Genomic DNA, 25,198 nt, shown 5'->3' with positions numbered 1-25,198 from the left:
AGTCGAAAACGCGTGACCTTGCCGGGCAGGCGTGACGCCGCCGTGACATCCGCTCAGACGAACGACAGCTGCGGCTTGTTCACCATCAACCAGAACACGATGGCCATGGCCACGAAGGCCGGGTAACCGAGCAGTTCCCAGTAGCGCTGATAGCTCAGATACAGCGACGGCAGCGGCGTGGCCGCGTGGTGCGCCTGCGCCGCGAGGGCCGCCATGCGGATCTGCAGCCACACCACCGGCAGCCAGCACGCCCCCGCGAACGCGAACAGCCCCAGCGAGAGCGCCAGCCACGGCGTCGACAGCGGCCAGCCCGCCATGTGCGCCAGCGCGAAGCCAGTGACCGGCTGCAGGATGACGGTGGGCGTGGTGAACCACCAGTCGGCGCGCACCACCAGCCGGCTCACCACCGCCTGCGCCGGCACGCTGCCGCTGCGGTTGGCAAAGAACATGTAGAAGGCCGACCCCAGCCCCGTGCCGACCATCAGCACGCTGGAGACGATGTGCAGCCACTTGAGGACGAGGTAGGTGTTCATGGCGTGGCGCGTCGGTACAAATGCCAGAGCAGCGCGGCAATGGGCAGGTTCTTGAGCAGCGGGCCCAGCGGATGCAGCCACAGGTTCGGCTGAAGCACGGTTGCCACGAGCGTCATGGCGAGCATCAGCGCGAAGGCGGCCAGGTAGACGGTGCGGCCGGGCCGCAGCCACAGCGCCAGGCCGACCGCAAGATCGGCCGCCGCGCCGCCGACGATCAACGCCTGCACCAGCCACGGCGGCGAGGCGATGCCTGCGTCGGCCAGCACGCGCCGGCTCTGGCCGTCGAGTTCGACGATGCTGGCGACGGCGGTGACAAGCCAGACGACGACGAGGCTCAGGCGCAGCAGGCGGTCGTCGTCACGCGTCTTCGTCATGCCGCATCGCTCCCATGCTGTGCCCGTTGCCACCGAACGACCTCGTCCGCATGCCCCGCGAGAAAGTCGCGCATGCGGGCGAAACGCCGTTGTGTCTGCCGCGCGAAGACCTGGGCCACCACGGGCTCCAGCAGCCAGCGCAAGGCCTTCGGTCCGGCTTCGATGGTGTAGACGTAGATCAGCACCGATTGGCCAGGCTGTGTGTCCCGGTGCCGCATCGATGCGGCCCAGCGGCTGAAAGGAAAGGAGCGGCCGACCATCGACGCCGCGGCCACATGCGGCCGGTCGAACGTGACAAAGCGCGTGCGCATCGACAGGCCGCGCAACCAGCCGCCGCCGGTGTTCTCGGTTTCCGCGCCCACGAAGGGGCAGGGCGCGCCGCCCACCACGCGCGCGTTGCCGACCAGCGAGTCCCAGCGCGCACGCCAGACGTGATAGTGGAAGGCATCGAAGACCACGTCGGCCGGCGCCGGCATGTCGAATTCAAAGCGCTGGTGTGCCATGGCCTGCTGCGCTTTCGCCTTCGTCGATCACGTCCGTCACCATGCCCCAGCGCGCGAACTCGGGGTCGAACTCGGGCAGCGTGAGCAGGCCGGCGCAGGCGTGCGCGCCCGTCGGCAACGCCTCGCCGCGCGCGAGCCGGCGGGCCAGCAGGATGGCGGCCATGCAGGGGATTTCGGGGCCGTGGTTGTCGTCGGCCGCGATGTGCCAGGCGCGGCGCGCGATGGCGCCATGCGCATCGGCGCCTTCGACGCGCACCACCATGCCGCCCAGCGCGGTGCCGAACGCATCGAACACGCCGCCCGTCGCGTGCAGCAGGGGCGCCAGCTTCTGCGGTGCGCGCAGCAGGCCCGCGCGGCGCAGGAAGGCCAGGAAGGCGAAGGCGTGCTGGGTGAGGCCGACTTCGAGTGCGGCGCGGAACATGACCGACTGCACGCCGGCGTAGCGCGCCGGAAAGAGTTCGAGATCGGGGATGTCGCACAAGGCGCCGCGGCGCGGCGTCATGCGCGCGAACTGCACCTTCGCGGGATGGGCCCAGCCGGGTTGCTCGGTCCAGCGGCCGTCCTGCCAGACGCGGATCAGCGCGCCGCAGTAGGCGAGCACGCCCGCGAGCGTGGCTTCGCCGCGCGGCGCGCCCTGTGCCGGCGCGATGCAGATGTCGATGCTGCGGATGCCTTGCCAGCCGGCGGCGAGGTGGTCGATCACCGCCGACGACAGCGCCGGCACGGTGCTGGCACCGGCCACGGCGGTGCGGCCTGCGCTGTGGAAAGCGGCGTCCATCGCGGCGGGAAAGTCGCAGACGAAGCGCCGGCCGTCGGCCAGGTCGATGTAGTTCGCGCCGGCGGCTGCCACGGCCTGCGGCACGCGGTAGTCCTGGCCCTGGAACGGGCCGGCGGTGTGGATGACGAGGTCCACGCCCAGGAAGCCCAGCCCCTGCGCGAGGTCGGGCGACTGCGCATCGACGCGCACACTGCGTGCACTGCCGCCCAGCGATTGCGCAAAGACCGTCGCCCGTTCGAGGTCGCGCCCGCCGACGTACAACTCGATGCCCGGGTCCTGCGCGAGCGCGCGGCTGATGCGCGCGCCGAAGTTGCCGTAGCCGCCGAGCACCAGCGTCTTCATGCGAGGTTCGCTCCGGCGATGTGGCCGCGCGTGAAGGCTTCTTCGAAGATCGAATAGCCCGACCAGTCCGCGTGCGCGAACGACAGCCGGCCCGCGGCCACGCGGTCGCCGTGCGCGCCGATCTGCGCGAGCAGGCCCGGCCGCGGGATCGACATGGCGTGGCCGTAGCGCGTGATCTCGACGCGCGTGGCGAGTGCGGGCAGGTCGGGATGCGGCACCGACAGCTCGGCCAGCAACTCGTCGCGCCATGCGGTCCACGGGCGCTCGAGCAGCAGCTGGCGGCCGTCGCCGGTGTCGTAGCCGCTCGGGCCCAGCGGGCGGTACCAGCTGAGCACGGTGCCGCGCGGCGTGGGATCGAGCGTCTGGTGGCGCGCATCGACATACCCGAGGCCGCGCGTGCCGTAGATCACGTTGTCCCAGCTCGGCGCGGCGCCGACGCGGTCGGCCAGCGGGCCGCGCAGGTGCACGTTGGCGACCAGCCACGGCGCATAGCGCACGTGCGCGGCGGCGCTCGTCAGCAGCGCCGGCGGGTTCTCGACCACGCGCGCGGCGATGAAGACGGGCAGCGCGACGATGCAGCGCTCGGCCTGCCAGCGCACCATGGATTTCGACGCGGCATCCCACGCATCGACCTCGACGCCCGCGCGCCCTTCGGCGATGCGCGTGACGACCTGGCCGGTGTGCAGGCGCGCGCCCAGCGGCGCAGCCAGCTGCTTCGTGAGCCAGCCGTTGCCTTCGGGCCAGGTGAGCACGCCGTCGCGGTCGGGGTTGGTGTCGTTGACACTGCCGCTGGCGTCGCCGGGCGCATGGAAGCCGTGCCGGCTTGCGAAGTAGTGGATGCCGGCCCAGGCCGACACCTGCGCAATGCCGGCGCCGTAGTCGTCGCGGCAGCAGTAATCGAGGTACCAGCGCAGGTGGGCGTCGTCGAAGCCTGCGCGGTCGAGCCAGCCCGCGAAGGGCAGGGCGTCGAGCGCGAGCAGCTCGGGCGTGACGGCGAAGCGCAGTGTGGGAATGGCGAAGTGGGCGGCGTGCTGCAACGCGTCGATGCGTTGCGCGAAGCGGCGGTACTGCGCGTGCGTGCCGGCGCCCACGTCGTGCACGGGCAGCAGCCCGTCCTGCCATTCGCCGCGAAAGAACAGGCGCTCCTGCGGGCTGTGGCAGAGGTGGCGCTCGTCGTAGGTCCAGCGGCCGGCCACGCGGCGACGCAGGCCGAGTTCCTCGAGCAGGTCCTGCACCTCGTGCGCGTCGTCGCCGGGCGTGGGCAGGTAGTGCGCGCCGAGCGGGCAGGCGATGCCGCCGACCGAGCCGCCGCGCGCATTGCCGCCGGCGGTGTCTTCGAGTTCGAGCAGCGCGAAATCCTCGATGCCCGTGAGGCGCAGCGCGCGCGCCGCCGCCAGGCCAGCGACGCCACCACCCGCGATGACGACCCGGGTGCGTTTGACGGTGGCCGGGGCCTGCGACTTCAGTGCGCCATCGCGCATCGCGTGGCCGCGCGAGACATCGACACCGGTGAAGCCGCCCTCAATGGCCGGTGGCGGCGCCTCGCAGCCGGCCAGCGCCAGGGCGCCCGCCGCACCCGCCACGCCGAGGAAGTCGCGCCGTTGCATGCCGCGGCTAGTGCGCCATGACCTTGCCCCACTCCTGCTCATAAGTGGTGACCAAGGTCTGGTTCGACAGGCGGTTTACTTCGGTCGGCACGCGCGCCATGTCGAGCGGAAAGTCGAACATCAGGGGCAGCGTCGCAGGCGTGAGAAAGCGCATGCCGCCCGGCAGCGCATCGGGCAGCCGGTAGGGCCGGTGACTCGCAATGATGTAGCCCCATTCGCCGAAGCTGGGCACGTGCGCGTGGTACGGCGTGGCCTTCAGGCCGACCGACTCGATCGTGCTCGCCACGGTCCAGTAGCTCTTGCGCGCCACCAGCGGCGAGGTGGTCTGGATCACGGCATAGCCGCTGGCCGACAGGCGCCGGTCGAGCAGCGCGTAGAAGCTGTTGGTGTAGAGCTTGCCGATGGCGAAGTTGGTCGGGTCGGGGAAGTCGACCACGATGACGTCGAAGGTGTCGCCCTCCTGCTGCAGCCACTGGAACGCGTCGGTGTTGACGATCTTCACCTTCGGCGACGACAGCGCGTGCCCGTTGAGCGCGGCCAGCGTCTCGTGCGTGGTGAAGAGCTGCGTCATGTTCGGATCGAGCTCCACCAGCGTGACCGACTCGACCGAGGGGTACTTGAGGATCTCGCGCACCGCCATGCCGTCGCCGCCGCCGAGCACGGCGACTTTCTTGGGCGCGCCGTGCGCGGCCATCGCGGGATGCACCAGCGCCTCGTGGTAGCGGTACTCGTCGCGCTCGGCGAACTGCAGGTTGCCGTTGAGGAACAGCCGGTGGCCCAGCGCGCCGCGCGTGACCACGATGCGCTGGTAGGGCGAGCTGGCGCTGAAGACGATGCGGTCCTGGTAGAACTTGTCTTCCGCCAGCGAGGTGATGTGGTCGGCGCCCCAGAAGGCGCCGATGAGCGCGGCCAGCGTGAGAAAGCAGGCCACCGCATGCGCGCCGGCGCGGCGCAGCTCATGGCGGAACAGCCACAGCGCCCACACGGCCACCGCGGCGTTCATCACGCCGAACAGCAGGCCGGTGCGGATCATGCCCAGCTGCGGCACGAGGATGAGCGGGAACGCGACCGACACGGCGAGCGCGCCCAGGTAGTCGAAGGTCAGCACCTGCGACACGAGGTCCTTGAGCACGATGTTGCGCTTGAGGATGCGCATCACCAGCGGAATCTCGAGCCCCACCAGCGTGCCCACCACCACCACGAGGCCGTACAGCAGCAGCCGGAACGCGCCCGGCACGTAGGCATTGGCCAGGAACAGGATCGCCGGCAGCGCGCCGCCGATCAGCGCCACGAGCAGCTCGATGCGAAGGAAGTGCGCCGGCAGCTGCCGGTCGAAGTAGCGCGAGAGCCACGAGCCGACGCCCATGGCGAACAGGTAGGTGCCGATGATGGTGCTGAACTGCAGCACCGAGTCGCCAAGCAGGTAGGAGCTCAGCGCGGCCGCGCTCAGTTCGTAGACGAGGCCGCAGGCCGCGACGACGAACACGCTGGCGAGCAGCGCGATCTCCACGGGTTGCGGCCCCCGCGCATCCGGGGTGCGCGCGGGCAGGGCCGCGTCGCTCAATGGATGGCTGCGGCCACGATGACGCTGATGCCGAGGCACATGGCGGCCACGACGAGCGCCAGCGCCATGTTCTGCTTCTCGACGATCTCGCCCCACAGGTCATAGGGCGTGATCTTGTCGATGATCAGGAAACAGACCCAGAAGACCACCACGCCGATCAGCGCATACACGAGCGATCCGAGGACCACGCCCGGTTTCAGCCATTCAATTCCCATGGGGACCTCCAGTCGTAGCAATAAAGAGAGATGTGAGAGAGCCGCAGCGCCTGCGCGCGATCTTCGTCATTTGTGGCCGCCGCCGCTCGAGTAGCCGCCGTACGAACCGCCCGAGCTGCGGTACCCGCTCGAGGAGCCGCCGCTGCAGTTGCTCATCAGGATCAGCACGAAGAGGATGACCACGATGACGAGGATGATCGTGCCGCAGCCCATGCCCGACGCGGCGCTCACGGGCAGCGCGTCGCCGCGCGAGAACAGGTCTTTCTTGGCGTCGAGCTTGAAGGCCGTGGCCACGGCGCCGCTGTCGATCTTGCTGCCCGAGGACCATGTCAGCTCGTTGGCCGAGCGCTCCATCGAGAGCAGCGCGCCGCCGCTGGCGAAGTCGCGGTTGAAGGTTTTCTGGCCGCGCTCGACCTGCCAGTAGAACTCGCCGGCCACGTAGGTGGTCTCGGCGTTGTAGGCGTACTGCTGCTGGTAGCGCTTGTTGAGGTAGGTGGCGGTGTTGCCGTTCTCGGCCATCACGGGCGCGCCGGTGGTCGGCTTGACCATGCTCCAGCCGTCCTCGGCATCGACCAGGAAGCTGAAGCCGCGCTTCTTGTTGTACAGCAGGTACTCGTCCCAGCCGAACTGCTCGTCGTCGCCGGGCTCCTGGCCCATGCGGTGCTGGAAGCCCACCACCTGCCACTGCGCGCCCTGCAGCTGGCCCATGCTGCCCAGCGCGATGAGCGGGCGCACCGGCTCGTTCTGTTCGGCGTGCTTGAGCTCGCCGCCGATGCCTTGCGACAGGTCGATGATGCTGTGGCAGTTGCCGCAGGTGATGCTCTTGCTGTCGGCCAGGTTGACGGTGACGGGCGAGCCGCAATTCGGGCAGTTGAAGCTGCGGCCCTTTTCGTCCTTCGCGGATTCGTCGCGCAGGCCAGTGAGTTGCAGGTCGTCCAGCTGCACCGAGCGGCCGAGGTAGGCGGTGGGCGGGGCGGTGCCGTAGTCGATGCTGAGCACCAGTCCCTTGTCGTTGCGCAGCTCGACCATCGCGAACGGTTGGCCGAGCGCGGGCAGGTGCGGCAACTCGCCCTGCGCGGAGGTCAGCGCCACCTGCTCGTTGGAGGCGACGGTGTAGCTCTGGCCGGCGAAGGCGGTGGTAGCGCCCACGCGCAGGTCGGCCGGCGGCGGCGCGGCGCGCTGCAGGTCGAAAGGCAGCGCGAAGACGTAGGCGCCGTTGTCCTCGCTGAGCACGCCGGTGCGGTCGCCGTCGAGCGAGGCGATCCACTCGGTCCAGCGCCCGCCGGGGTAGGTGTACTGCAGCCGGCCGATCAGCGTGAAGGGCTTGTCCTGGATGCGGCCGGCGGCGAACAGCTGCAGCGGGCTGAAGTCGTCGAACAGCTCGGCCATCTTGCCGGTGCGCGCGAGCGTCTCGCCCTGGCGCACGACGGTGCTCTGGCAGTACGGGCAGACCGCGTGCGTCGATTGCGCCGAGCGGAATTCGACCGGCGCGCCGCAGCCGGGGCAGGGCGCACGGTAGTAGCGTTGGGAGCCGGTTTCCTCAGCCATGGCAGCCTGGAAAAGCGACGGATGCAACTGCGGGAAACACCACGGAGCCGGCTTCGCCGGGCCGTGGGTGTTGCCCCCTGCAAGGGGGAAGGAGAAGCGACACGAAGTGCGCGAAGCCTGGGGGTTAGACCAACTTCTTCAACAGTTCGGCCTTCTTGGCGTCGAACTCTTCCTGCGTGAGGATGCCCTTGGTCTTGAGTTCGCCGAGCTTCTCGAGCGTGGTCATCACGTCGGCGGCGCTCACCACGGCCACGGCCGGCTGCTGCGTCGTGGCCGCAGCCTGGGCCGCCGCGTTCGGGCTCAGGCCCTGTGCGAGGTTCTGCGCCAGCACCTGGCCGAGCGCCACGCCGGCACCCAGGCCCATCGCGTCGCCCGCGATGCCGCCGCCACCGGCCGCGCCTTCGGCGAACTTGGGAATGGCCTGCGCCGTCTGGTACTGCATGAACTTGCCCATGTCGTTGCCGACCATGCCCATGCCGATCTTCTGGTCGAGGATTTTCTGCAGCTCTTCGGGCAGCGAGACGTTCTGGACCGTGATGTTCTCGAGCTTGATGCCGATCTTTTCGAACTCGGGCACCAGCTGGGCGGCGAGCGCCTGCGCGAACTGGATCTGGTTGGCCGCCAGGTCGAGGAAGGGCAGGCCGCTGGACGCAATGGCGTTGCTGATGTTCTGCAGCACCAGCCCGCGCAGCTGGCCGTCGAGGTCGGCCACGGAGTAGATGTCGCGCGTGCCGGAGATTTCGGTGTGGAACAGCTTCGGATCGCCGATGCGGAAGCTGTAGTTGCCGAAGGCGCGCAGGCGCACGGCACCGAAGTCCTTGTCGCGGATCGTGATCGGCTGGGGCGTGCCCCACTTCTGGTCGACCTGCTGGCGCGTGCTGAAGAAATAGACGTCGCTCTTGAAGGGGGATTCGAAGAGCTTGTCCCAGTTCTTCAGGTACGTGAGCACGGGCAGCGTCTGCGTCGTGAGCTTGTACATGCCGGGGCCGAACACGTCGGCCACCTGGCCTTCGTTGACGAACACGGCCATCTGCGACTCGCGCACGGTGAGCGAGGCGCCGTTCTGGATTTCCATCTCGGCCATCGGAAAACGCCAGGCCAGCGTGCCATCGCCGGACTCGGTCCACTGGATGATGTCGATGAACTGTTTCTTGATGAAATCCATCAGGGCCATGGTCGTTCCTCTCGAGATGTTGTCGGGTTTTGTCCCAGCCGCACATATTGCCACAGGGCTTTGACGGCGCCCCGTGCTTTTGGTCATGCCTGCCACCGGCCATGCGGCGTAGGGCGGAATGGACCGAGGTCTACAATCGGCGCCCCCAGAAGAAGCGCCACCAGGAGCAACGGCACATGTCCGATTCGACCGCATCGTCCCCTTCGACCCCCACCCCGGAAGACAAGCGCGCCCTGTTGCGCCGTGCCGCCCTCGAGTACCACGAGTTTCCCGTCCCCGGCAAGATCGCCATCGCGGCGACCAAGCAGATGGTCAACCAGCGCGACCTGTCGCTGGCCTACTCGCCCGGCGTGGCCGCGCCCTGCGAGGAAATCGTCAAGGACCCGGCCAACGCCTTCAAGTACACCTCGCGCGGCAACCTCGTGGGTGTCATTTCCAACGGTACCGCCGTGCTGGGCCTGGGCGACATCGGCCCGCTGGCCTCCAAGCCGGTGATGGAAGGCAAGGGCGTTCTCTTCAAGAAATTCGCCGGCGTCGACGTGTTCGACATCGAGATCGACGAGAAGGACCCGGTCAAGCTGGTCGAGATCATCGCCTCGCTGGAGCCCACCTTCGGCGCCATCAACCTGGAAGACATCAAGGCCCCGGACTGCTTCTACGTCGAGCGCGAGCTGCGCAAGCGCATGAAGATCCCGGTGTTCCACGACGACCAGCACGGCACGGCCATCACGGTGGCGGCCGCCATGCTGAACGGCCTGAAGGTGGCCGGCAAGAACATCGCCGAAGTGAAGCTGGTCACCTCGGGCGCGGGCGCCGCGGCGCTGGCCTGCCTGAACCTGCTGCTCAAGGTGGGACTGAAGCGCGAGAACGTGTTCGTCACCGACCTGGCCGGCGTGGTCTACGAAGGCCGCGAAGAGCTGATGGACGACGACAAGCGCCAGTACATGCAGAAGACCGACATGCGCAAGCTGTCGGAAGTGATCGCCGGTGCCGACGTGTTCCTCGGCCTGTCGGCCGGCGGCGTGCTCAAGCCCGAAATGGTCGCCAAGATGGCGCCCAAGCCCGTGATCTTCGCGCTGGCCAACCCGAACCCCGAGATCGCCCCCGAAGACGCCCATGCGGTGCGCAACGACGTGATCATGGCCACGGGCCGCACCGACTACCCGAACCAGGTCAACAACGTCCTGTGCTTCCCGTACATCTTCCGCGGCGCGCTCGACTCGGGCGCCACCACCATCACCGACGAGATGGAGATTGCCGCGGTGCACGCCATCGCCGAGCTGGCCCAGGCCGAGCAGAGCGAGCGCGTGGCCGCCGCCTACGCCGGTGAAAAACTGAGCTTCGGCCCCGAATACCTGATTCCGAAGCCCTTCGACCCGCGCCTGATGATGAAGATCGCGCCGGCCGTGGCCAAGGCGGCCGAGGAAAGCGGCGTGGCGCTGCGCCCGATCAAGGACATGGACGCCTACCGCGACAAGCTGCAGAGCTTTGTCTACGCCTCGGGCACCACCATGAAGCCGATCTTCGACGCCGCCAAGCGCGCACCGAAGAAGCGCGTGGCCTACTGCGAAGGCGAAGAAGAGCGCGTGCTGCGCGCCGCGCAGATCGTGGTGGACGAAGGCCTGGCACGCCCGACGCTGATCGGCCGTCCGGCCATCATCGCCCAGCGCATCGAGAAGTTCGGCCTGCGCCTGAAGGAAGAGCTCGACTACGACGTGGTCAACGTCGAGCAGGACCACCGCTACCGCGACTTCTGGCAGACCTACCACCGCATGACCGAGCGCAAGGGTCAGACGGTGCAGACCGCCAAGATCGAGATGCGCCGCCGCCTCACGCTGATCGGCGCCATGCTGCTGCACAAGGGCGAGGTCGACGGCATGATCTGCGGCACCTGGGGCACCACGCTGATCCACCTGCACTACATCGACCAGGTGATCGGCAAGCGCCCCGGCGGCTGCGCCAGCACCCCGCAGGACGTGCCCGTGTACGCCTGCATGAACGGCCTGCTGCTGCCCGACCGCCAGGTGTTCCTGGTCGACACGCACGTCAACTACGACCCGACGCCCGAGGAACTGGCCGAGATCACGACCATGGCGGCCGAGGAAATGATGCGCTTCGGCCTCAAGCCGAAGGCCGCGCTGCTGTCGCACTCCAACTTCGGTACCAGCAACGAGCCCAGCGCCGTCAAGATGCGCAAGACGCTCGACCTGCTGCGCGTGCAGGCGCCCTGGCTCGAAGTCGATGGCGAAATGCACGGCGACGTGGCCCTGGACAGCAAGCAGCGTGCGGTCGTCATGCCGCACAGCGCGCTCGCGGGCGACGCCAACCTGCTGGTGTTCCCCAACATCGACGCCGCCAACATTTCTTACAACCTGCTCAAGACCGCAGCCGGCGGCAACATCGCCATCGGCCCGGTTCTGCTCGGCGCGGCCAAACCTGTGCACATTCTCACGGCGAGCGCGACTGTTCGCCGCATCGTGAACATGACGGCCTTGACAGTGGCCGACGCAAACGCCGAGAGATAGGCCGTTTGACGAGAGTGGCCGCCAACTTAAGGCGTCGCTTTCCGTCCCCGCGACTGCTCAAACTTTGGGCAGTCGCTTGCTATTTTCGCCAGCGTGGTGCACACTCGCGGGCTTGAATTTGCGGGTTAACCCCGAGGTTGAGCGCAATTCGAACCCCCCGCTCTTTTCTTGTGGTGCCCCATGGCGGCTTACGCCTCGATCACGTCCTCTGTCACTAAGTTTGCGCTCACCAGCTTGATGCTGGTGGCTCTGACGACGGGGGCCGAGGCCCGCGGATGGTTCGGGGCCGAAAAAACGTCCTCCGAGGCCTCGATTGCCCTGACCGATCTCCCGGTCCAGGGCCAGCGAACCTACCAGGCCATCCTTGACGGTGGCCCCTTCCGGTACGACAAAGACGGCACGGTATTCGGCAATCGCGAACGCATCCTGCCAGCGGCACGCCGCGGGCATTACCGCGAATACACGGTGCCAACGCCCGGCGCGCGCAACCGCGGTGCCCGGCGGATCGTTTGCGGTGGCGAGCAGCGCACAGCGCCCGAGGCCTGCTGGTACACGGCAGACCACTATGCGAGTTTCAGACGGATTGCGCCATGAGCGATGACAACGACCTGAGCGGCGCCCCGAAGCGCCCCGACGAGATGATGATGACTATGGAAAGACCAGCGGATATGACCTTATCCCTTCGAGCCGTACGCCCGAACATCGTGCAATCGATCCGCGCGTTCCGCGTGAACGACCTGCAGGATGCCGCCAACGCGGCCGGCCAGCACTTCCTGTACGCCAACCTGGGCAACGCCCAGACCAAGCAGGACGTGCTCGACCTGATTGCCCAGCAGTTCACCTTCCCGGCGCACTTCGGCAAGAACTTCGACGCGCTGTACGACTGCATGACCGACCCGTTGCATAAATCGGGCCCGCAGCCTGGTTTCGTCATCGTGCTCGAACAGATCCCGGCCAACGCCAAGTTCGACAAGGAAGCGCGCGAGCAACTGCTCGACATCTTCCGCGACGCTTCGGACTACTGGGGCGATCGCAAGGTCCCGTTCCGCTGCTTCTATTCTTTTCTGTAGCCCGTTCTGCATCTACCAGCCAAGCAGAACGGGCGAACGAGGCTCAGCCGACCGCTGAAACCCTCGATGGCATCGAAGTCAACACCACCGCCACGGCAGCCGCCGCGGCCACGCCCGCCGCCAGCACCGAGCCGGCCGGCGAGAAAATGCCGACCGACAAGCTCGTCGACGTGTCGCCCCTGGCGCTGCGCATGAGCAGCCCCTTCAACGCGGGCTACTGGCTGGCCGCTGCATAACCAGGCTCACCCCCAGGCTGCGCGCACTTCATGTCGCTTCGCCAACCCCCTTCCGGGGCGGCGCCTACCGACCGGCAAAGCCGGATCGGTGGCACCCTGGAAAAGAAAAAGCCCGTCATCGACGGGCTTTTTTCATGGGGGAACGGCCTGGGCCAGTGCGACGTATTCGGCCACCGGCACCTCTTCAGCGCGGCGCTGCGGGTCGAACCCTCCTTCGAAGCCGTGCGTCTCCAGCCACTTGCCCAGCGTGTGCCGCAGGATCTTGCGCCGCTGGCTGAAGGCCACCTGCACGATCTCGCCGAGCCGCGCCGCATCGACCGCCGGCGGTTGCGCGAGCGGCACCATGCGCACCACGGCGCTGTCGACGCGCGGCGGCGGATCGAAGCTCTCGGGTGGCACGAACAGCACGTTCTCCATGTCGTAGCGCCACTGCAGCATCACGCTCAGGCGGCTGTAGTCCGACGTGGCGGGCCGGGCCACCATGCGGTCGATCACTTCCTTTTGCAGCATGAAGTGCTGGTCGGCGATCAGGTGGGCATAGCCCAGCAGGTGGAACAGGATCGGTGTCGAGATGTTGTAGGGCAGGTTGCCGACCACGCGCAGCGGCTTCGGCGCGGCCTTGGCCGCAAGTTCGGCGAAGTCCACCTTGAGCACGTCGGACTCGATGACGTCGAGCTGCGGATGATCGCGCAGCCGCTTGGCCAGATCGCGGTCGAGCTCGATGACCGTGAGCCGGCCAAGCCGCTCGACCAGCGGCTGCGTGAGCGCCGCCAGCCCCGGCCCGATCTCGACCATCGCGTCGCCGGGCTGCGGCGCGATCGCCTGCACGATCCCGTCGATGATCCCGCCGTCGGACAGGAAGTGCTGTCCGAACCGCTTTCTTGCAATGTGTTGTGCCATCGCGGCCTAGAACGCTGCCGCGGCCATCAGGACTGCGGCGGCTCGCGGAATTCGACGTAGGCGCGCGCGCGCACTTCCTGCACCCAGGTGGTGAAGGCTTCTTCGACGCGCTGTTCGCGCAGCGCGGCGCGCGCGGCTTCGCGCTGCTCCGACTGGCTCAGCTTGGCTTCGCGGCGGCCGACCACCTGGATCAGGTGGACGCCGAAGCGCGACACCACGGGGTCGCTGATCTGGCCCGGCGTGAGCCGGTCCATGGCTTCCTCGAACTCGGGCACGAACTGGCCGGGACGCGACCAGCCGAGGTCGCCGCCTTCCTTGGCGCTCGCGTCCTGCGAGTTGTCGCGCGCCAGGCCGGCGAAGTCGGCGGTGCCCGACTGCACGCGGCGCTTGAATTCCTGCAGCTGTGCCACCGCCTGCGCGGTCGTGCGCTTGGGGTCGTTCATCAGCAGGATGTGGCGCACCTGGGTCTGGGTGATGGATGCATCCGACGCGCCCACCTGCGCCTTGGTCAGCACCTTGAGCACGTGGAAGCCGGCGCCCGAACGCACGGGCCCGGCGATGCCGTTCACTGCGGTCGATTGCGTGGCCTCGACGAACACCGGCGGGTAGCGGTCGGCGCTGCGCAGGCCGAGCGCGCCACCGTTGGCACGGTCGGGCGAGTCGGAGTTCTCGCGCACCAGCTTGGCGAAGTCTTCGCCGCTGCGCGCACGCTGGGCGAGGTCGGTGGCCTTCTTCTGTGCGGCAGCGAGCTGCGCGTCGGTGGCGTTCTCGGGCACGGCCACCAGCAGCTGGGCGATGTTGAGGTTGAGCAGCGCGTTGTTCTTGACGGCGCTCTCGCGCTGGTCGCGCAAGTACTCGTCGGCCTCGGTGTCGCTGACCTTGACCTTGGACTCGACCTCGCGGTCGCGCAGGCGGGTCAGCAGCAACTGGTCGCGCAGGTCGTTGCGGAACTCGCGCGCCGAGATGCCTTCGGCCGCGACGCGGCTGCGCAGTTCGGTGAGGCTGATCTCGTTCTGGCGCGCCACGGTCTGCTCGGCCTGGTCGATCGCCACGTCGTCGACCTTGATGCCGTTTTCCTTCGCCAGCTGCAGTTGCGCGCGCTCGGTGATCAGGCGCTCCAGCACGAGGCGCGTCAGTTCGGCGCGCGGCACGCGCTCGGCGTCCGGGTTCTCGCGGATCAGGCGCGTGACACGCGATTGCACCTCGGTGTTGGTGATGGGCTCGGAGTTGACCAGCGCCACGATGTATTCGGCCGAGCGCTGCACCGGCGCCGCCGTGGGGCCGGCGGCAGGGCGGGCCGCCGGCGGAATGATCCGGGGACCGGCGCGCATGATGTCCGTGATGCCGCTGCCGGAACGAAAGCCCTGTGCGCCCGCCGTCGCGGCGATGGCCGCAAGGCAACCCAGGGTGATGAGGGAACGGATGTGTTTCATGGCGTGAACGGTCGTCGTTTCAGTCGTAATTGGTGAAGCGGCTCGGGGCTTCGGTCGGTTGACGCAGCGGCTGGTAGCGCTGGATGTTCTGTCGCAGCGCCTGCATCGGGCTCGATCCGATGCTGGAGAAACCGACGAATTCGAGCTGGAACATGATGCGGGTGTTGGCCGTCACCTGGCCGGTGGTGATGCGCTGCAGCACCACGCGGCTGATCCAGCAGCAGCCGTCGTACTCGACCCCGAGCACGCCGTCCGTGAGCTTCTTGTCCTGCAGGCTGTAGTTGAGGCGGCCCACGGCGTACCAGCGTCCGCCGCCTTCGCCCTTGCCCGGACCGAGGTCCTTGCCCTTGTCGCCCCACAGGTCGTTGAGCGGCCATTGCCAGCCGAAGTCGATCGACTTGTTGCCGTCGGTGGCCGTGGGCGTGCTCGGCGCCTGGTAGCGGAAGGCAGCGCTGAGGTTGCGGTACGGGCCCGGGTTGTAGCGCGCGCTGATCGCGCTGCGCGTGGAGCGGCGCGAATCGGGGTTGTACTGGAGCAGCGTGTCCAGGCTCCACTTGGGCGTCCAGTTGATCTGGGCGCCCAGCAGCAGGTCGCTGGTGCGGTCGGTGACCGGCGCGACGCCCGGCAGCGTGACCTTCTGGTCGGCAAAACGGAAGCGCTGCGCGATGCCGAAGCGCACGGCTTCCACGCCGGTGCCCGGGTCGATCAGGCGGGACGTGACGCCCAGCGTGAGCGCGTTGGTGTCCGAGATGCGGTCGGCGCCCGAGAACGCGTTCTCGGTGTAGATGGTCGCGAAGCTGAAGTCGTTGGCGGCCGAATCGTAGTTCGGCAGCATGCTCTGGTTGCGGTACGGCGTGTACACGTAGTACGCGCGCGGCTCCAGCGTCTGGCGGAAGGCGCGGCCGAAGTAGTTGGCGTCGCGCTCGAAGACCAGGCCGCTGTCCAGGCTGAAGGTCGGCACGACGCGGTTCGACGAGGTCGGGAAGAAGTACAGCTGGCTCGGGTTGTACGGCATCCCGTTCACGTAGTCGACGCCGTTGACCGACACCTTCGGAATGGACGACTGCGGCAGGTAGTAGTTGTACGAGGTCGCGTGCAGCTGCAGCTTCGGGATGACGAAGGAGCTCGGCGTGAGGAACGGCCGGCTGATCGCCGCCTGCGCGAACACGCGGTCGCCGTCGGGCTGCGACTGCTGATTGAGGTCGAAGCCGGGCTGGCCGGCCAGGATGCTGTTGACGCGAAAGCGCGAGTAGTCGGTGTTCAGCGAGACGTCGAAACCGTGCCAGTCGTACTTGGCGTAGTTGGCCGTGATCTGCGGCACGCGGTCGTACGACGGCACGACCGGCGACAGGTTGTACTGCAGCGTCTGGTAGCGCAGGGCGCGCACGGCGCCGCTCCAGTCGCCCTTGGTCCAGTTCAGCGAACCTTCGCTCGGCAGCTGGCGCTGCGCCAGCGTCGGCGTGCGCGTGAAGTCGCGCCAGTAGTCGTTGTCGCTGACGCGGTTGATGTTGACGTTGGCGGACAGCGAATCCAGCCCCAGCGCCTTGGCGTCGAAGTCGTGGTGGTGGTTAAGCCACAGGCCCCAGCGCTTGCTGCTGTCGGGCGGCTTGCCGAAGTTCAGGTCCTTGAGCGCGATCTCGCCGTTGTTCAGCTTCTGCAGCTGCTCGGCACGCGCCTCGTTGTAGCGCTGGCCCACGAGCCGGTCGCTGCCCATCAGGTCCAGGCGGATGCTGCCGCTGTAGTCCTTCTCGAGGTAGCGGAATTCGTTGGCCAGGTTCAGCCCGCGCTTGCTCATCAGCGTGGGCGTGAAGGTGGCGTCGCGGTTGGGCGCGATGTTCCAGTAGTAGGGCTGCGCGACCTCGAAACCGTTGGTGTTGTCCAGCCCGATGGTGGGCGGCAGCAGGCCGCTCTTGCGCTCGTTGGACAGCGGGAAGGTCACGCGCGGGATCGGCGGCGTCGTGATGCCCATGAAGCTCATGCGCGCATCGATGGCGACGCCTTCGTTTTCCTCGGTGTCGGTGGTCAGCGTGGCCGCGGTCAGCAGCCAAGCCGGCATCCAGCCGGGGAAGTCTTCGCGGCGGCAGGTGGTGTAGCTGGCGCGTCGCGCGATGGACACGTTGGAATCGACGAAGTCGATGCGCTCGGCCTCGCCGTGGCCACCGGTCGCGAGGAAGCGGTAGCGCACGTTGTTGAAGAAGCCCTCGAAGGTCTCGAGCTTGAGTTCCAGCTCGGGGCCTTCGTACACGTTGCCGGCCTGGTTGACCCGCACATTGCCGGTGGCCTTGGCGCGGTCGTCGGGCTGGTAGTACTCGAGGCGGTCGGCCGTGATGGCGACCGGGCCACGGCGCAGCGTGGCGTTGCCCTCGATCACGGTCTCCAGGTCGGGGCGGCCGGAAATGCGGTCACCGGTGACAAGGCTGGGCAGCTGGCTGCGTTGCACGGGCGTCAGCGTCTCGGTGAGCAGCGGCGTGCGCTTGAGCGTGAGCGGTCCGTCGAGGACACCGGCCTGCTGGGCGAAGGCGCCGTGCGCGTGCAACAACGCCAGCGACAGCACGGCCAGTGGCAGCGGCGGGCTCAAACGTCGCAAGGCGGCGCGTGGGGTCGTAGGCATCGATTCGGAACGAAAGATCGTCGGGGACGGCGCGGCAGGCCGGCGGGTTGCGGGGACCGGCAGCCACCCCGCCCGGCCGGATCGGCCTTGGGAAGGGGTGCCGCGCCAGGCGGATTTGTAGAATTGATTATCCATGACAGCACCTTCGACCCCGGCGTCCACGACCCCACACCCCGACCAGGCCATTCTCTGGACAGATCCGCAGCGGGCCGAAGCGTTCCAGGGCTGGCTGGCCGGCATCGCCGGCACCCGCCAACTGCGCCCGGACACCGTCCGGCTGGCCTCGGCCGACGCCAGCTTCCGCCGCTACTTCCGACTGGACACCGCCGACGGCGGCACGCGCATCGTGATGGATGCGCCGCCCGACAAGGAAAACAGCGCCCCCTTCGTGCAGGTGGCGCAGCTGATGACCGAGGCCGGCGTGACCGCGCCGCAGGTGCTCGAATGGGACCGCGACCACGGCTTCCTGCTGCTCGACGACCTGGGTCGCCAGACCATGCTCGACGTGATCGACCCGGCCCATCCCGACGCCAACCGACCGCTCTACGACCAGGCCATCGACGCGCTGATCCGCTGGCAGCTGGCCTCGAAACCCGGCGTGCTGCCGCCTTACGACCGTGCGCTGCTCGAGCGCGAACTGGCGCTCTTTCCCGAGTGGTACATCGGCAAGCACCGCGGCGTGGCCGTCGAGGGCCAGCTGAAGGAGCGCCTGGGCCGCGCCTTCGCGCTGATCGTCGAGAACAACCTCGCGTCGCCGAGCGTCTACGTGCACCGCGACTTCATGCCGCGCAACCTGATGGTCGGCAGCGATGCCGGCCAACCGCTGGGCGTGCTCGACTTCCAGGACGCGGTTTACGGCCCGATCACCTACGACATCGCCAGCCTGATGCGCGATGCCTTCCTCAGCTGGGACGAGGAGTTCGTGCTCGACATCACCATCCGTTACTGGACGGCGGCACGCAAGGCCGGCCTGCCGGTCGACGAAGACTTCGGCGCCTTCTACCGCGCGGTCGAATGGATGGGCCTGCAGCGCCACCTCAAGGTCGCCGGCATCTTCGCGCGCCTCACGCTGCGCGACGGCAAGCCGCGCTACCTGGCCGACACACCTCGCTTCATCGCTTACATCCGCGCCACCGCCAGCCGCTACATCGAGCTGAAGCCGCTGCTGCGCGTGATCGACGAGGTCGAGGGCACCACGGCCGTCACCGGCTTCGCCTACGGCCGAGTCTGAAGAGAAACTGAAAAAAGCCGAAAAAGAAAATCGCTGTAGCGCCCGCACCACGGGCGCCGTCAGCTCCTGATTTCATAGCATGCCCCGTTTTCACTGCTCCGTGCCGCTGACCGCCGGCGCCAGCCTGGCGCTGCCGCCGGGCGCCGCGCGCCATGTGCAGGTGCTGCGCATGCAGCCCGGCGACACCCTCACCCTGTTCGACGGCACGGGCGGCGAGTACGCCGCGACGGTCGAGCGCATGGGCCGCAGCGAGGTCGCCGTGGCGGTCGGTGCCCACACGCCGGTGGAGCGCGAAGCGGCCCGCGCCGTGCACCTCGCGGTCGGCATGCCGGCCAACGAGCGCATGGACTGGCTGGTCGAAAAGGCCACCGAACTCGGCGTGACCAGCATCCAGCCGCTGGCCACGGCGCACGGCGTGTTGCGCCTGTCGGGCGAGCGCGCCGAGAAGAAACGGGCGCACTGGGAAGCCATCGCCGTCGCGGCCTGCGAGCAATGCGGTCGCAACCGCGTACCGGTGATCCATCCGGTGCAGTCCTTCGCGGGTTGGCTCGGCGATGCTGCCGCCTCCGACGCTTCGGCGACGCGCCTGGTGCTGAGCCTGGCCGACGGCACGCGCGCCGTCGCCGCCGTGGCTGCGAACACCCCGACCACGCAATCCGCGCTCGTGCTGAGCGGCCCCGAAGGCGGCCTCAGCGCCACCGAGGAGCAGGACGCCATCGCGCGCGGCTTTGCACCGGCCACGCTCGGCGCGCGGGTGCTGCGCGCAGAAACAGCAGCGCTCGCGGCGCTGGTGTCGCTCATCGGCGCCTGAGCCGTTGCGGGGGGTTTTCCGCGAGGCGCGAACCAAGCGCCTGCGGAACAATGGCCGCTTCCTTTTCCTTGTTCAATCCGCCTCCCGGAAGGACCGCTCCCTCATGCCTCGTTCATCCCGCGCGTTTCGTCTCGCCCCTCTCGTTCTGGCCGCGCTGTGCGCCATGCCCGTCGTCCACGCCCAGAGCCAGGCCGTCGCGCCCACGCCGGCGCAGGTCAGCCCCGCGGTCGACCAGGCCTACACGCAACTCATGGCCTCGCCCGCGATCCGCAAGCTGCTGGAATCAGTCAAGGCCGACCACGAACGCACGGTCGAAGAACTGAAGACGCTGACCGAGATCGAGGCACCGCCCTTCAAGGAACAGAAGCGCGCCGAAGCCTTCCTGGCACGCCTGAAAGCCCTCGGCCTGCCCGACGCGAAGATCGACGCCGAAGGCAACGTGATCGGCCTGCGCAAGGGCACGGGCCACGGCCCCAAGCTGCTGATCTCGGCGCACCTCGATACGGTCTTTCCCGCCGGCACCGACGTCAAGGTGAAGGAGCGCGACGGCAAGCTCTTCGCGCCCGGCATCGGCGACGACACGCGCGGCCTGTCGGTGCTGCTGTCGTGGCTCAAGGTGCTCAACGAGAACAAGATCCAGACCGTGGGCGACCTGATGATCGTCGCCAACGTCGGCGAGGAAGAGCTGGGCAACCTGCGCGGCATGAAGGCCATCTTCCGCGACCACCTCGACATCGACGGCATGGTCGGCCTGGAGCCCTCGCCCGACGGCCACGTGCTGGTGCTCGGCACCGCGAGCCATCGCTACGAAGTCACCTTCAAGGGCCCGGGCGGTCACAGCTTCGGCGCCTTCGGCCAGGTGCCCAGCGCGATCCACGGCATGGGCCGCGCCATCGCCAAGATCGCCGAGGTGCGCACGCCCAGCTTCCCCAAGACCACCTTCACGGTCGGCACCGTGGGCGGCGGCACCTCGGTGAACACCATCGCGCCCGACGCGCGCATGGCCATCGACATCCGCTCGGACGACATGGCCTCGCTGCTCGAGACCGAGAAGAAGATCCTCGCCACGCTCGACGAGGCCGTGGCGGAAGAGAACAAGCGCTGGAACGTGAGCAGCCTGAGCGTGAGCACCAAGCTGATCGGCGACCGCCCGGGTGGCCGCACGCCGCCCGACTCGGTGATCGTCGAAGCCGCCACGCGCGCCAACAGTGCTTTTGGCCACAAAACGCTGCTGCGCGGCGGCAGCACGGATGCGAACGTTCCCATTTCGCTGGGCATCCCGGCCATCATCATCGGCGGCGGCGGCAAGTCGGGCGGATTTCACTCGCTGGCCGAGTCGATTGACGTGACAGATGCATGGAAAGGCGCGCAGAATTCGCTCGTCACCGTGCTCGGTCTGGTCGGTGTGCAGGGCGTCAGCCCCGCGCTCCTGCCGAAACGCGCAGCACGCAGCAAGTAATTTGTCACGTTGCCAGTTCGAAAGTGGCCGCGCCACTTTCGGCGAGCGGGTCGCCACATTGGAAAATGTGAGCGTTTCTGTCACACAACAAGGAATGGTCATGGGTTTGCTCGATTCGGTACTCGGTCAGGTGCTTGGAGGCGCTGCACAACAGCAGCAACCGCAAGGCGGTGGCCTCGGGGGATTGGGAGATCTCGGAAGCCTCGCCGGCGCCTTGGGCGGCCTGCTTGCCAACAATGGCGGGCAGGGCGGCCTCGGCGGCATGGTCTCGAAATTCGAGCAGGCGGGCATGGGCGACGTGATCGGCTCGTGGATCGGCAACGGTGAAAACAAGCCGGTCTCGGGCGATCAGCTGCAGAACGCGCTGGGCGGCGACACGATCGCTGCCATCGCTTCCAAACTCGGCATCAACGCACAAATGTTGCTGCCGATGCTGGCCACCATGCTGCCGGCCCTCATCAACCAGCTCACGCCGCAGGGCAAGGTGCCCGAGCAAGGCCTCGGCAACCATGAAGACCTGCTGGGCTCGCTCAGCGGCCTGCTGCAAGGCAACAAGCCGACCTGACCTGCCACCCGGCGAATTTCATTCTCAGAATTCCGGCGCCCGCGAGGGCGCTTTTTTTTGGCCGGCGCCTTGCTTTCGTCGCCCAATCGCGTAGAACCGCGCCCCATGAATCGCAATCTGTGGCTCCTGGCCATCTGCCAGGGCCTGCTCCTGACCAACAACGTCACCTTCATCGCCATCAACGGTCTCGTCGGCCTGGGCATCGCGCCGCAGGGCTGGATGGCGACGCTGCCTGTGATGGGCTACGTGGTGGGCGGCGCGTTGAGCACGGGGCTGGTGGCGCGCACGCAGCAGCGCTTCGGGCGCCGCGGTTCGTTCCAGATCGGGCTGGCGGTGGCGGTCGGCTCGGCGCTGCTGTGCGCCTACGCGGCGTCCTCGAAGAACTTCTGGCTGCTGTGCTTCGCGACCGTGGTCGCGGGCTACTACAACGCCAACGCCGGGCTCTACCGTTTCGCGGCGGCCGAACTGGCACTGCCGGCGTGGCGCGAGAAGGCCGTGTCGATGGTGATGGCCGGCGGCCTGATCGGCGCGGTGGCGGGGCCGAACCTGGCGACCTTCACGCGCGACGCCCTCTCCGTGCCGTTCGCCGGCGCCTACATCGCGCTGGCGGCGGTGGCGCTGCTGTCGATGGCGGTGATGCGCTTCATCGAATTCCCGCCGTCACCGACCCGCAAGGAAGCGGCCGGCGGCCGGTCGCTGGGCGAGATCATGCGTCAGCCCGTGTTCATCGTGTCGGCCGCCGCGGGCGCGCTGAGCTATGGCGTGATGAACCTGCTGATGGCCGCCACGCCCATCGCGATGCAGATCTGCAGCCTGCCGTTTTCCGACGCGGCGCTGGTGCTCGAATGGCACGTGATCGGCATGTTCGCGCCGGGCTTCTTCACCGGCCACTTGATCCGCCGCTTCGGCGTGCTGCCGGTGATGGGGGTGGGGCTGGCGCTGAACCTTGGCTGCATCGTGGTGGCACTGTCGGGCGTGGCGCTGCACCACTTCCTGGTGGCGCTGTTCCTGCTGGGCGTGGGCTGGAATTTCCTGTTCACCGGCAGCACGACGCTCTCTCTCACGGCCTACACGGCCGAGGAGCGCGACCGCGCCCAAGGCGCGCTCAACTTCTGCGTGTTCGCGACGCTGGCGCTGACCTCGTTCGCCTCGGGCGTGCTGGTGACCACGCAGGGCTGGCAGCTGTTGAACTACGGCTCGCTGGTGCCGGTGGTGCTGACCGGCGCCGCGCTGCTCTGGCTCGCGCAGACGCAACGCCGGCGCACGCCGGTGGCCAAGGCCTGAGCCTCAGGCCACGCGCGCCGAAACAGCCGCCGGAAACCGCCGGTCGAGCCAGCGCTGCAGCGTGTCGAACACGGGCTCCGCATCGAGCTCGTTGAACAGCTCGTGGTACAGCGTGTCGAAGCACTTCGCCTCGACCTTGCCGCTGGGCGCAGCGGCCGCCGCGAAGGCACGGCTGGCAGCCGGCCGCACGAGCCGGTCGTCGCCCGCGTAGATCAGCAGCGTGGGCACCGGCCAGTGCGCCGCATGCTGCTGCACCGTGGCGCCTTCATACGCGAGGAAGCGCGCCAGCCGGCTGCCGATGCGGTCATGCGTGAGCGGATCGTCGCGGTAGGCCTGCACCACCACCGGGTCGTGCGAGAGGTAGTTGTCGTCGAGCCCGTTGCCCACGCGCAGGTTGGGTGCGACGCGCGGCAGCACGGCCAGCAGCATCTTCTGAAAACCGTTCAGCCCCGGGTCGAGCCCCGGCGACGACAGCACCAGCGCATCGACCGGCCGCACGCCGCGCGCCACCAGGCTCGCGGCGACCAGGCCGCCCAGGCTGTGGCCGAGCAGCACCAACGGCACGCCGGGGTTCTCGCGGCGCGCGTCGTCGATCACCAGGGCCAGATCGTCGACCAGCCGCAGCTCGCTGGGCAGGCCGCCGCGCGCACCGGTGGACTCGCCGTGCCCGTGGTGGTCGTGCGCCCAGACCGCGAAGCCCCAACCGTGCAGTTGCTTGGCGAGGCCGTGATAGCGCCCCGCATGCTCGCCCAGCCCGTGCACCACGACCACCACGGCGCGGGGCCTGCCAGCGGCGGGCAGCCGCCGCAGCGCCAGCGTCTCGCCGTCCGGCGTGGTCAACGACACCCGATGCGGCAGGGGCAGCGCGTCGCTCAAGCCGCCACCGGCTCCGACGCCGCAGCGCGATGCGCCACCGGCAGGGCAGCGATGACCTCGGCCACGGCGGCCGTCAGCTTCTTGGCGTAGGGCACGTGCAGGAACTCGTTGGGGCCGTGCGCGTTGCTCTTCGGGCCCAGCACGCCGCAGACCATCATCTGCGCGGTCGGGAAGCCGGCGCTCAGCATGTTCATCAGCGGGATCGTGCCGCCCTGGCCGATGTAGCCGCACGACGCGCCGAAGTGCGCACGCGAAGCCTTGTTGAGCGCGTCCTCGAACCACGGCGTGATGGTGGGCGCGTTCCAGCCGGTGGCGCCGCCGCCGCTTTCGAAGGTGACGCGCGCCTGGTAGGGCGCGTTGTCTTCGAGCAGGGCCTTGAGCTTTTGCACCGTCTCGGCCGCGTCGACGAGCGGCGGCAGGCGCAGCGAGAGCTTGAAGGCGGTGTAGGGGCGCAGCACGTTGCCCGCGTCCTTCAGGGCCGGGAAGCCTTCGGCGCCGGTGACCGACAGCGTGGGCTTCCAAGTGCGGTTGAGCAGGGCCTCGACCGGGTCGGTGGTGGTCGGCAGCGCGAACATGGTCGAGCCTCCGCAGTCGTAGTGCGCCCACGGAAAGCGCTTGTAGACCTCGTCGCCGAGGATGGCCGCGGTGGCCTTGGCCTGTGCCAGCCGGTCGGCCGGCACTTCGCAATGGAAGCTCGCGGGCAGCAGGCGGCCGGTGGCGCTGTCTTCGAGGCGGTCGAGCACCTGCCGCATGATGCGAAAGCTCGAGGGCACGAGGCCCGAGGCGTCGCCCGAGTGGATGCCTTCGGTCAGCACCTCGACCTTGAGCGTGCCGCTGGCCATGCCGCGCAGCGAGGTCGTGAGCCACAGCTGGTCGTAGTTGCCGGCACCCGAATCCAGGCAGATCACCAGCTCGACCTCGCCCAGGCGCGGACGCAGCGCGTCGACGTAGGGCAGCAGGTCGTAGGAGCCGCTTTCCTCGCAGGTCTCGATGAGGCCGACGATGCGCGGGTGCGCCACGCCCTGGGCCTTGAGCGCCTGCAGCGCGGCCACGCTGGCGTACACGGCGTAGCCGTCGTCGGCGCCGCCGCGGCCGTAGAGCAGGCCGTTCTCGTACTTGGGCGTCCACGGGCCGAGGTCGTTGCGCCAGCCGGTGAATTCGGGTTGCTTGTCGAGGTGGCCGTACATCAGCACGGTCTCGGCCATGTTGGTGCCGGTGGCCGGCACTTCGAAGAACAGCACCGGCGTGCGGCCTTCGAGGCGCACGATTTCCAACTTCAGGCCCTCGACCTTCTGCGCCTCGACCCAGGCCGCGGCGTTGCGCAGCACGGTCTCCAGGTAGCCGTTGGCCGACCAGTCCTTGTCGAAGCCGGGCGACTTGGCGGGAATGGCGATGTAGTCGGTGAGTTGCTTGACGATGTCGCCGTCCCATTGGGCGGTGACATCAGAGAGGGCGCGCGTCGCGTCGAGCGTGCCGGCGGGCATTTCACGGTGCAGGGGGGCGTTCATCGGGGGGTTCTCCGCGGGGACGAAAAAACGCATTTTGCGCCTCGCGGCGAG

The 25,198-nt window shown here is 68.3% G+C and carries 22 protein-coding genes; 8 read left to right on the top strand and 14 right to left on the bottom strand.

Features of this window, described 5'->3' with window-relative positions; all coding sequences use genetic code 11:
* Positions 1 to 53 precede the first annotated feature (53 nt).
* The 9 genes from AC07Q9_RS17905 to AC07Q9_RS17865 form a co-directional block, all read right to left on the bottom strand.
* Complete coding sequence (locus tag AC07Q9_RS17905) at positions 54 to 533, bottom strand: DUF2269 family protein (RefSeq protein WP_495311053.1); 480 nt, start codon at positions 531 to 533, stop codon at positions 54 to 56.
* Positions 530 to 907: a DoxX-like family protein gene (locus tag AC07Q9_RS17900; RefSeq protein ID WP_495311051.1), complete on the bottom strand. Its 378-nt coding sequence runs from the start codon at positions 905 to 907 to the stop codon at positions 530 to 532. The genes AC07Q9_RS17905 and AC07Q9_RS17900 overlap by 4 nt, the downstream gene beginning before the upstream one ends.
* Positions 904 to 1,410 (bottom strand): SRPBCC family protein, encoded by a 507-nt coding sequence (locus AC07Q9_RS17895; RefSeq protein WP_492682017.1) that lies wholly within the window; start codon positions 1,408 to 1,410, stop codon positions 904 to 906. Before AC07Q9_RS17895 ends, AC07Q9_RS17900 begins: the two co-directional genes overlap by 4 nt.
* Positions 1,391 to 2,530, bottom strand: coding sequence for a saccharopine dehydrogenase family protein (locus AC07Q9_RS17890; RefSeq protein WP_495311049.1), 1,140 nt, complete (start codon positions 2,528 to 2,530; stop codon positions 1,391 to 1,393). The genes AC07Q9_RS17895 and AC07Q9_RS17890 overlap by 20 nt, the downstream gene beginning before the upstream one ends.
* The gene (locus tag AC07Q9_RS17885; RefSeq protein ID WP_495311047.1) at positions 2,527 to 4,137 is read right to left on the bottom strand and encodes an FAD-dependent oxidoreductase; all 1,611 of its coding nucleotides are present in this window, start codon (positions 4,135 to 4,137) and stop codon (positions 2,527 to 2,529) included. The genes AC07Q9_RS17890 and AC07Q9_RS17885 overlap by 4 nt, the downstream gene beginning before the upstream one ends.
* A 7-nt stretch (positions 4,138 to 4,144) precedes the next feature.
* Positions 4,145 to 5,701: a polyamine aminopropyltransferase gene (locus AC07Q9_RS17880; protein WP_495311045.1), complete on the bottom strand. Its 1,557-nt coding sequence runs from the start codon at positions 5,699 to 5,701 to the stop codon at positions 4,145 to 4,147.
* Positions 5,698 to 5,916: a DUF350 domain-containing protein gene (locus AC07Q9_RS17875; RefSeq protein WP_489060488.1), complete on the bottom strand. Its 219-nt coding sequence runs from the start codon at positions 5,914 to 5,916 to the stop codon at positions 5,698 to 5,700. Before AC07Q9_RS17875 ends, AC07Q9_RS17880 begins: the two co-directional genes overlap by 4 nt.
* A gap of 66 nt (positions 5,917 to 5,982) precedes the next feature.
* Positions 5,983 to 7,464, bottom strand: a complete 1,482-nt coding sequence (locus AC07Q9_RS17870) for a DUF4178 domain-containing protein (protein WP_495311043.1) — start codon at positions 7,462 to 7,464, stop codon at positions 5,983 to 5,985.
* Positions 7,465 to 7,588: 124 nt separating this feature from the next.
* Positions 7,589 to 8,638, bottom strand: a complete 1,050-nt coding sequence (locus AC07Q9_RS17865; protein ID WP_489060484.1) for an SPFH domain-containing protein — start codon at positions 8,636 to 8,638, stop codon at positions 7,589 to 7,591.
* Between the two features lie 176 nt (positions 8,639 to 8,814).
* Between AC07Q9_RS17865 and AC07Q9_RS17860 the strand changes: the two genes are divergently transcribed.
* The 3 genes from AC07Q9_RS17860 (at position 8,815) to AC07Q9_RS17850 (ending at position 12,233) form a co-directional block, all read left to right on the top strand.
* Positions 8,815 to 11,163: an NADP-dependent malic enzyme gene (locus AC07Q9_RS17860; protein ID WP_095948384.1), complete on the top strand. Its 2,349-nt coding sequence runs from the start codon at positions 8,815 to 8,817 to the stop codon at positions 11,161 to 11,163.
* 180 nt (positions 11,164 to 11,343) lie between these two features.
* Positions 11,344 to 11,757: a guanyl-specific ribonuclease gene (locus tag AC07Q9_RS17855; RefSeq protein ID WP_099794219.1), complete on the top strand. Its 414-nt coding sequence runs from the start codon at positions 11,344 to 11,346 to the stop codon at positions 11,755 to 11,757.
* Between the two features lie 50 nt (positions 11,758 to 11,807).
* On the top strand, positions 11,808 to 12,233 hold the full coding sequence (locus AC07Q9_RS17850) for a barstar family protein (RefSeq protein ID WP_095747788.1): 426 nt from the start codon (positions 11,808 to 11,810) through the stop codon (positions 12,231 to 12,233).
* 368 nt (positions 12,234 to 12,601) lie between these two features.
* Here AC07Q9_RS17850 and rsmA read toward each other — a convergent pair whose 3' ends face one another.
* Genes rsmA through AC07Q9_RS17835 form a run of 3 tightly spaced genes read right to left on the bottom strand, consistent with a single transcriptional unit; the run spans position 12,602 to position 17,413 of the window.
* Positions 12,602 to 13,369 carry a 16S rRNA (adenine(1518)-N(6)/adenine(1519)-N(6))-dimethyltransferase RsmA gene (rsmA, locus tag AC07Q9_RS17845; protein ID WP_495311042.1) on the bottom strand — a complete coding sequence of 256 codons (768 nt, stop codon included), beginning with the start codon at positions 13,367 to 13,369 and terminating at the stop codon, positions 12,602 to 12,604.
* Positions 13,370 to 13,395: 26 nt separating this feature from the next.
* On the bottom strand, positions 13,396 to 14,802 hold the full coding sequence (locus AC07Q9_RS17840; protein ID WP_495311041.1) for a peptidylprolyl isomerase: 1,407 nt from the start codon (positions 14,800 to 14,802) through the stop codon (positions 13,396 to 13,398).
* A gap of 19 nt (positions 14,803 to 14,821) precedes the next feature.
* Positions 14,822 to 17,413 (bottom strand): LPS-assembly protein LptD, encoded by a 2,592-nt coding sequence (locus AC07Q9_RS17835; RefSeq protein ID WP_495311040.1) that lies wholly within the window; start codon positions 17,411 to 17,413, stop codon positions 14,822 to 14,824.
* 133 nt (positions 17,414 to 17,546) lie between these two features.
* On the opposite strand from AC07Q9_RS17835, the gene AC07Q9_RS17830 reads away from it, so the two are divergent.
* The 5 genes from AC07Q9_RS17830 (at position 17,547) to AC07Q9_RS17810 (ending at position 22,763) form a co-directional block, all read left to right on the top strand.
* Positions 17,547 to 18,644, top strand: a complete 1,098-nt coding sequence (locus tag AC07Q9_RS17830; protein WP_495311038.1) for an aminoglycoside phosphotransferase family protein — start codon at positions 17,547 to 17,549, stop codon at positions 18,642 to 18,644.
* A 79-nt stretch (positions 18,645 to 18,723) separates the two neighbouring features.
* The gene (locus AC07Q9_RS17825; protein ID WP_495311037.1) at positions 18,724 to 19,455 is read left to right on the top strand and encodes a 16S rRNA (uracil(1498)-N(3))-methyltransferase; all 732 of its coding nucleotides are present in this window, start codon (positions 18,724 to 18,726) and stop codon (positions 19,453 to 19,455) included.
* A 103-nt stretch (positions 19,456 to 19,558) separates the two neighbouring features.
* Positions 19,559 to 20,914: a M20/M25/M40 family metallo-hydrolase gene (locus tag AC07Q9_RS17820; RefSeq protein WP_495311036.1), complete on the top strand. Its 1,356-nt coding sequence runs from the start codon at positions 19,559 to 19,561 to the stop codon at positions 20,912 to 20,914.
* Positions 20,915 to 21,014: 100 nt separating this feature from the next.
* Positions 21,015 to 21,479 (top strand): YidB family protein, encoded by a 465-nt coding sequence (locus AC07Q9_RS17815; protein WP_070063350.1) that lies wholly within the window; start codon positions 21,015 to 21,017, stop codon positions 21,477 to 21,479.
* Positions 21,480 to 21,584: 105 nt separating this feature from the next.
* On the top strand, positions 21,585 to 22,763 hold the full coding sequence (locus AC07Q9_RS17810) for an MFS transporter (protein WP_495311033.1): 1,179 nt from the start codon (positions 21,585 to 21,587) through the stop codon (positions 22,761 to 22,763).
* Between the two features lie 3 nt (positions 22,764 to 22,766).
* Here the strand turns inward: AC07Q9_RS17810 and AC07Q9_RS17805 are convergent, their stop codons facing one another.
* Positions 22,767 to 23,639 (bottom strand): alpha/beta hydrolase, encoded by an 873-nt coding sequence (locus AC07Q9_RS17805; RefSeq protein ID WP_495311031.1) that lies wholly within the window; start codon positions 23,637 to 23,639, stop codon positions 22,767 to 22,769.
* Positions 23,636 to 25,147, bottom strand: a complete 1,512-nt coding sequence (locus AC07Q9_RS17800) for a M20 family metallopeptidase (protein ID WP_495311030.1) — start codon at positions 25,145 to 25,147, stop codon at positions 23,636 to 23,638. Before AC07Q9_RS17800 ends, AC07Q9_RS17805 begins: the two co-directional genes overlap by 4 nt.
* Positions 25,148 to 25,198 lie beyond the last annotated feature (51 nt).

Source organism: Variovorax sp. GW821-FHT09A10 (genome assembly GCF_059418385.1).
Note: the sequence above shows the minus strand (reverse complement) of the source record. Positions and strands in the feature narration are given on the sequence as shown.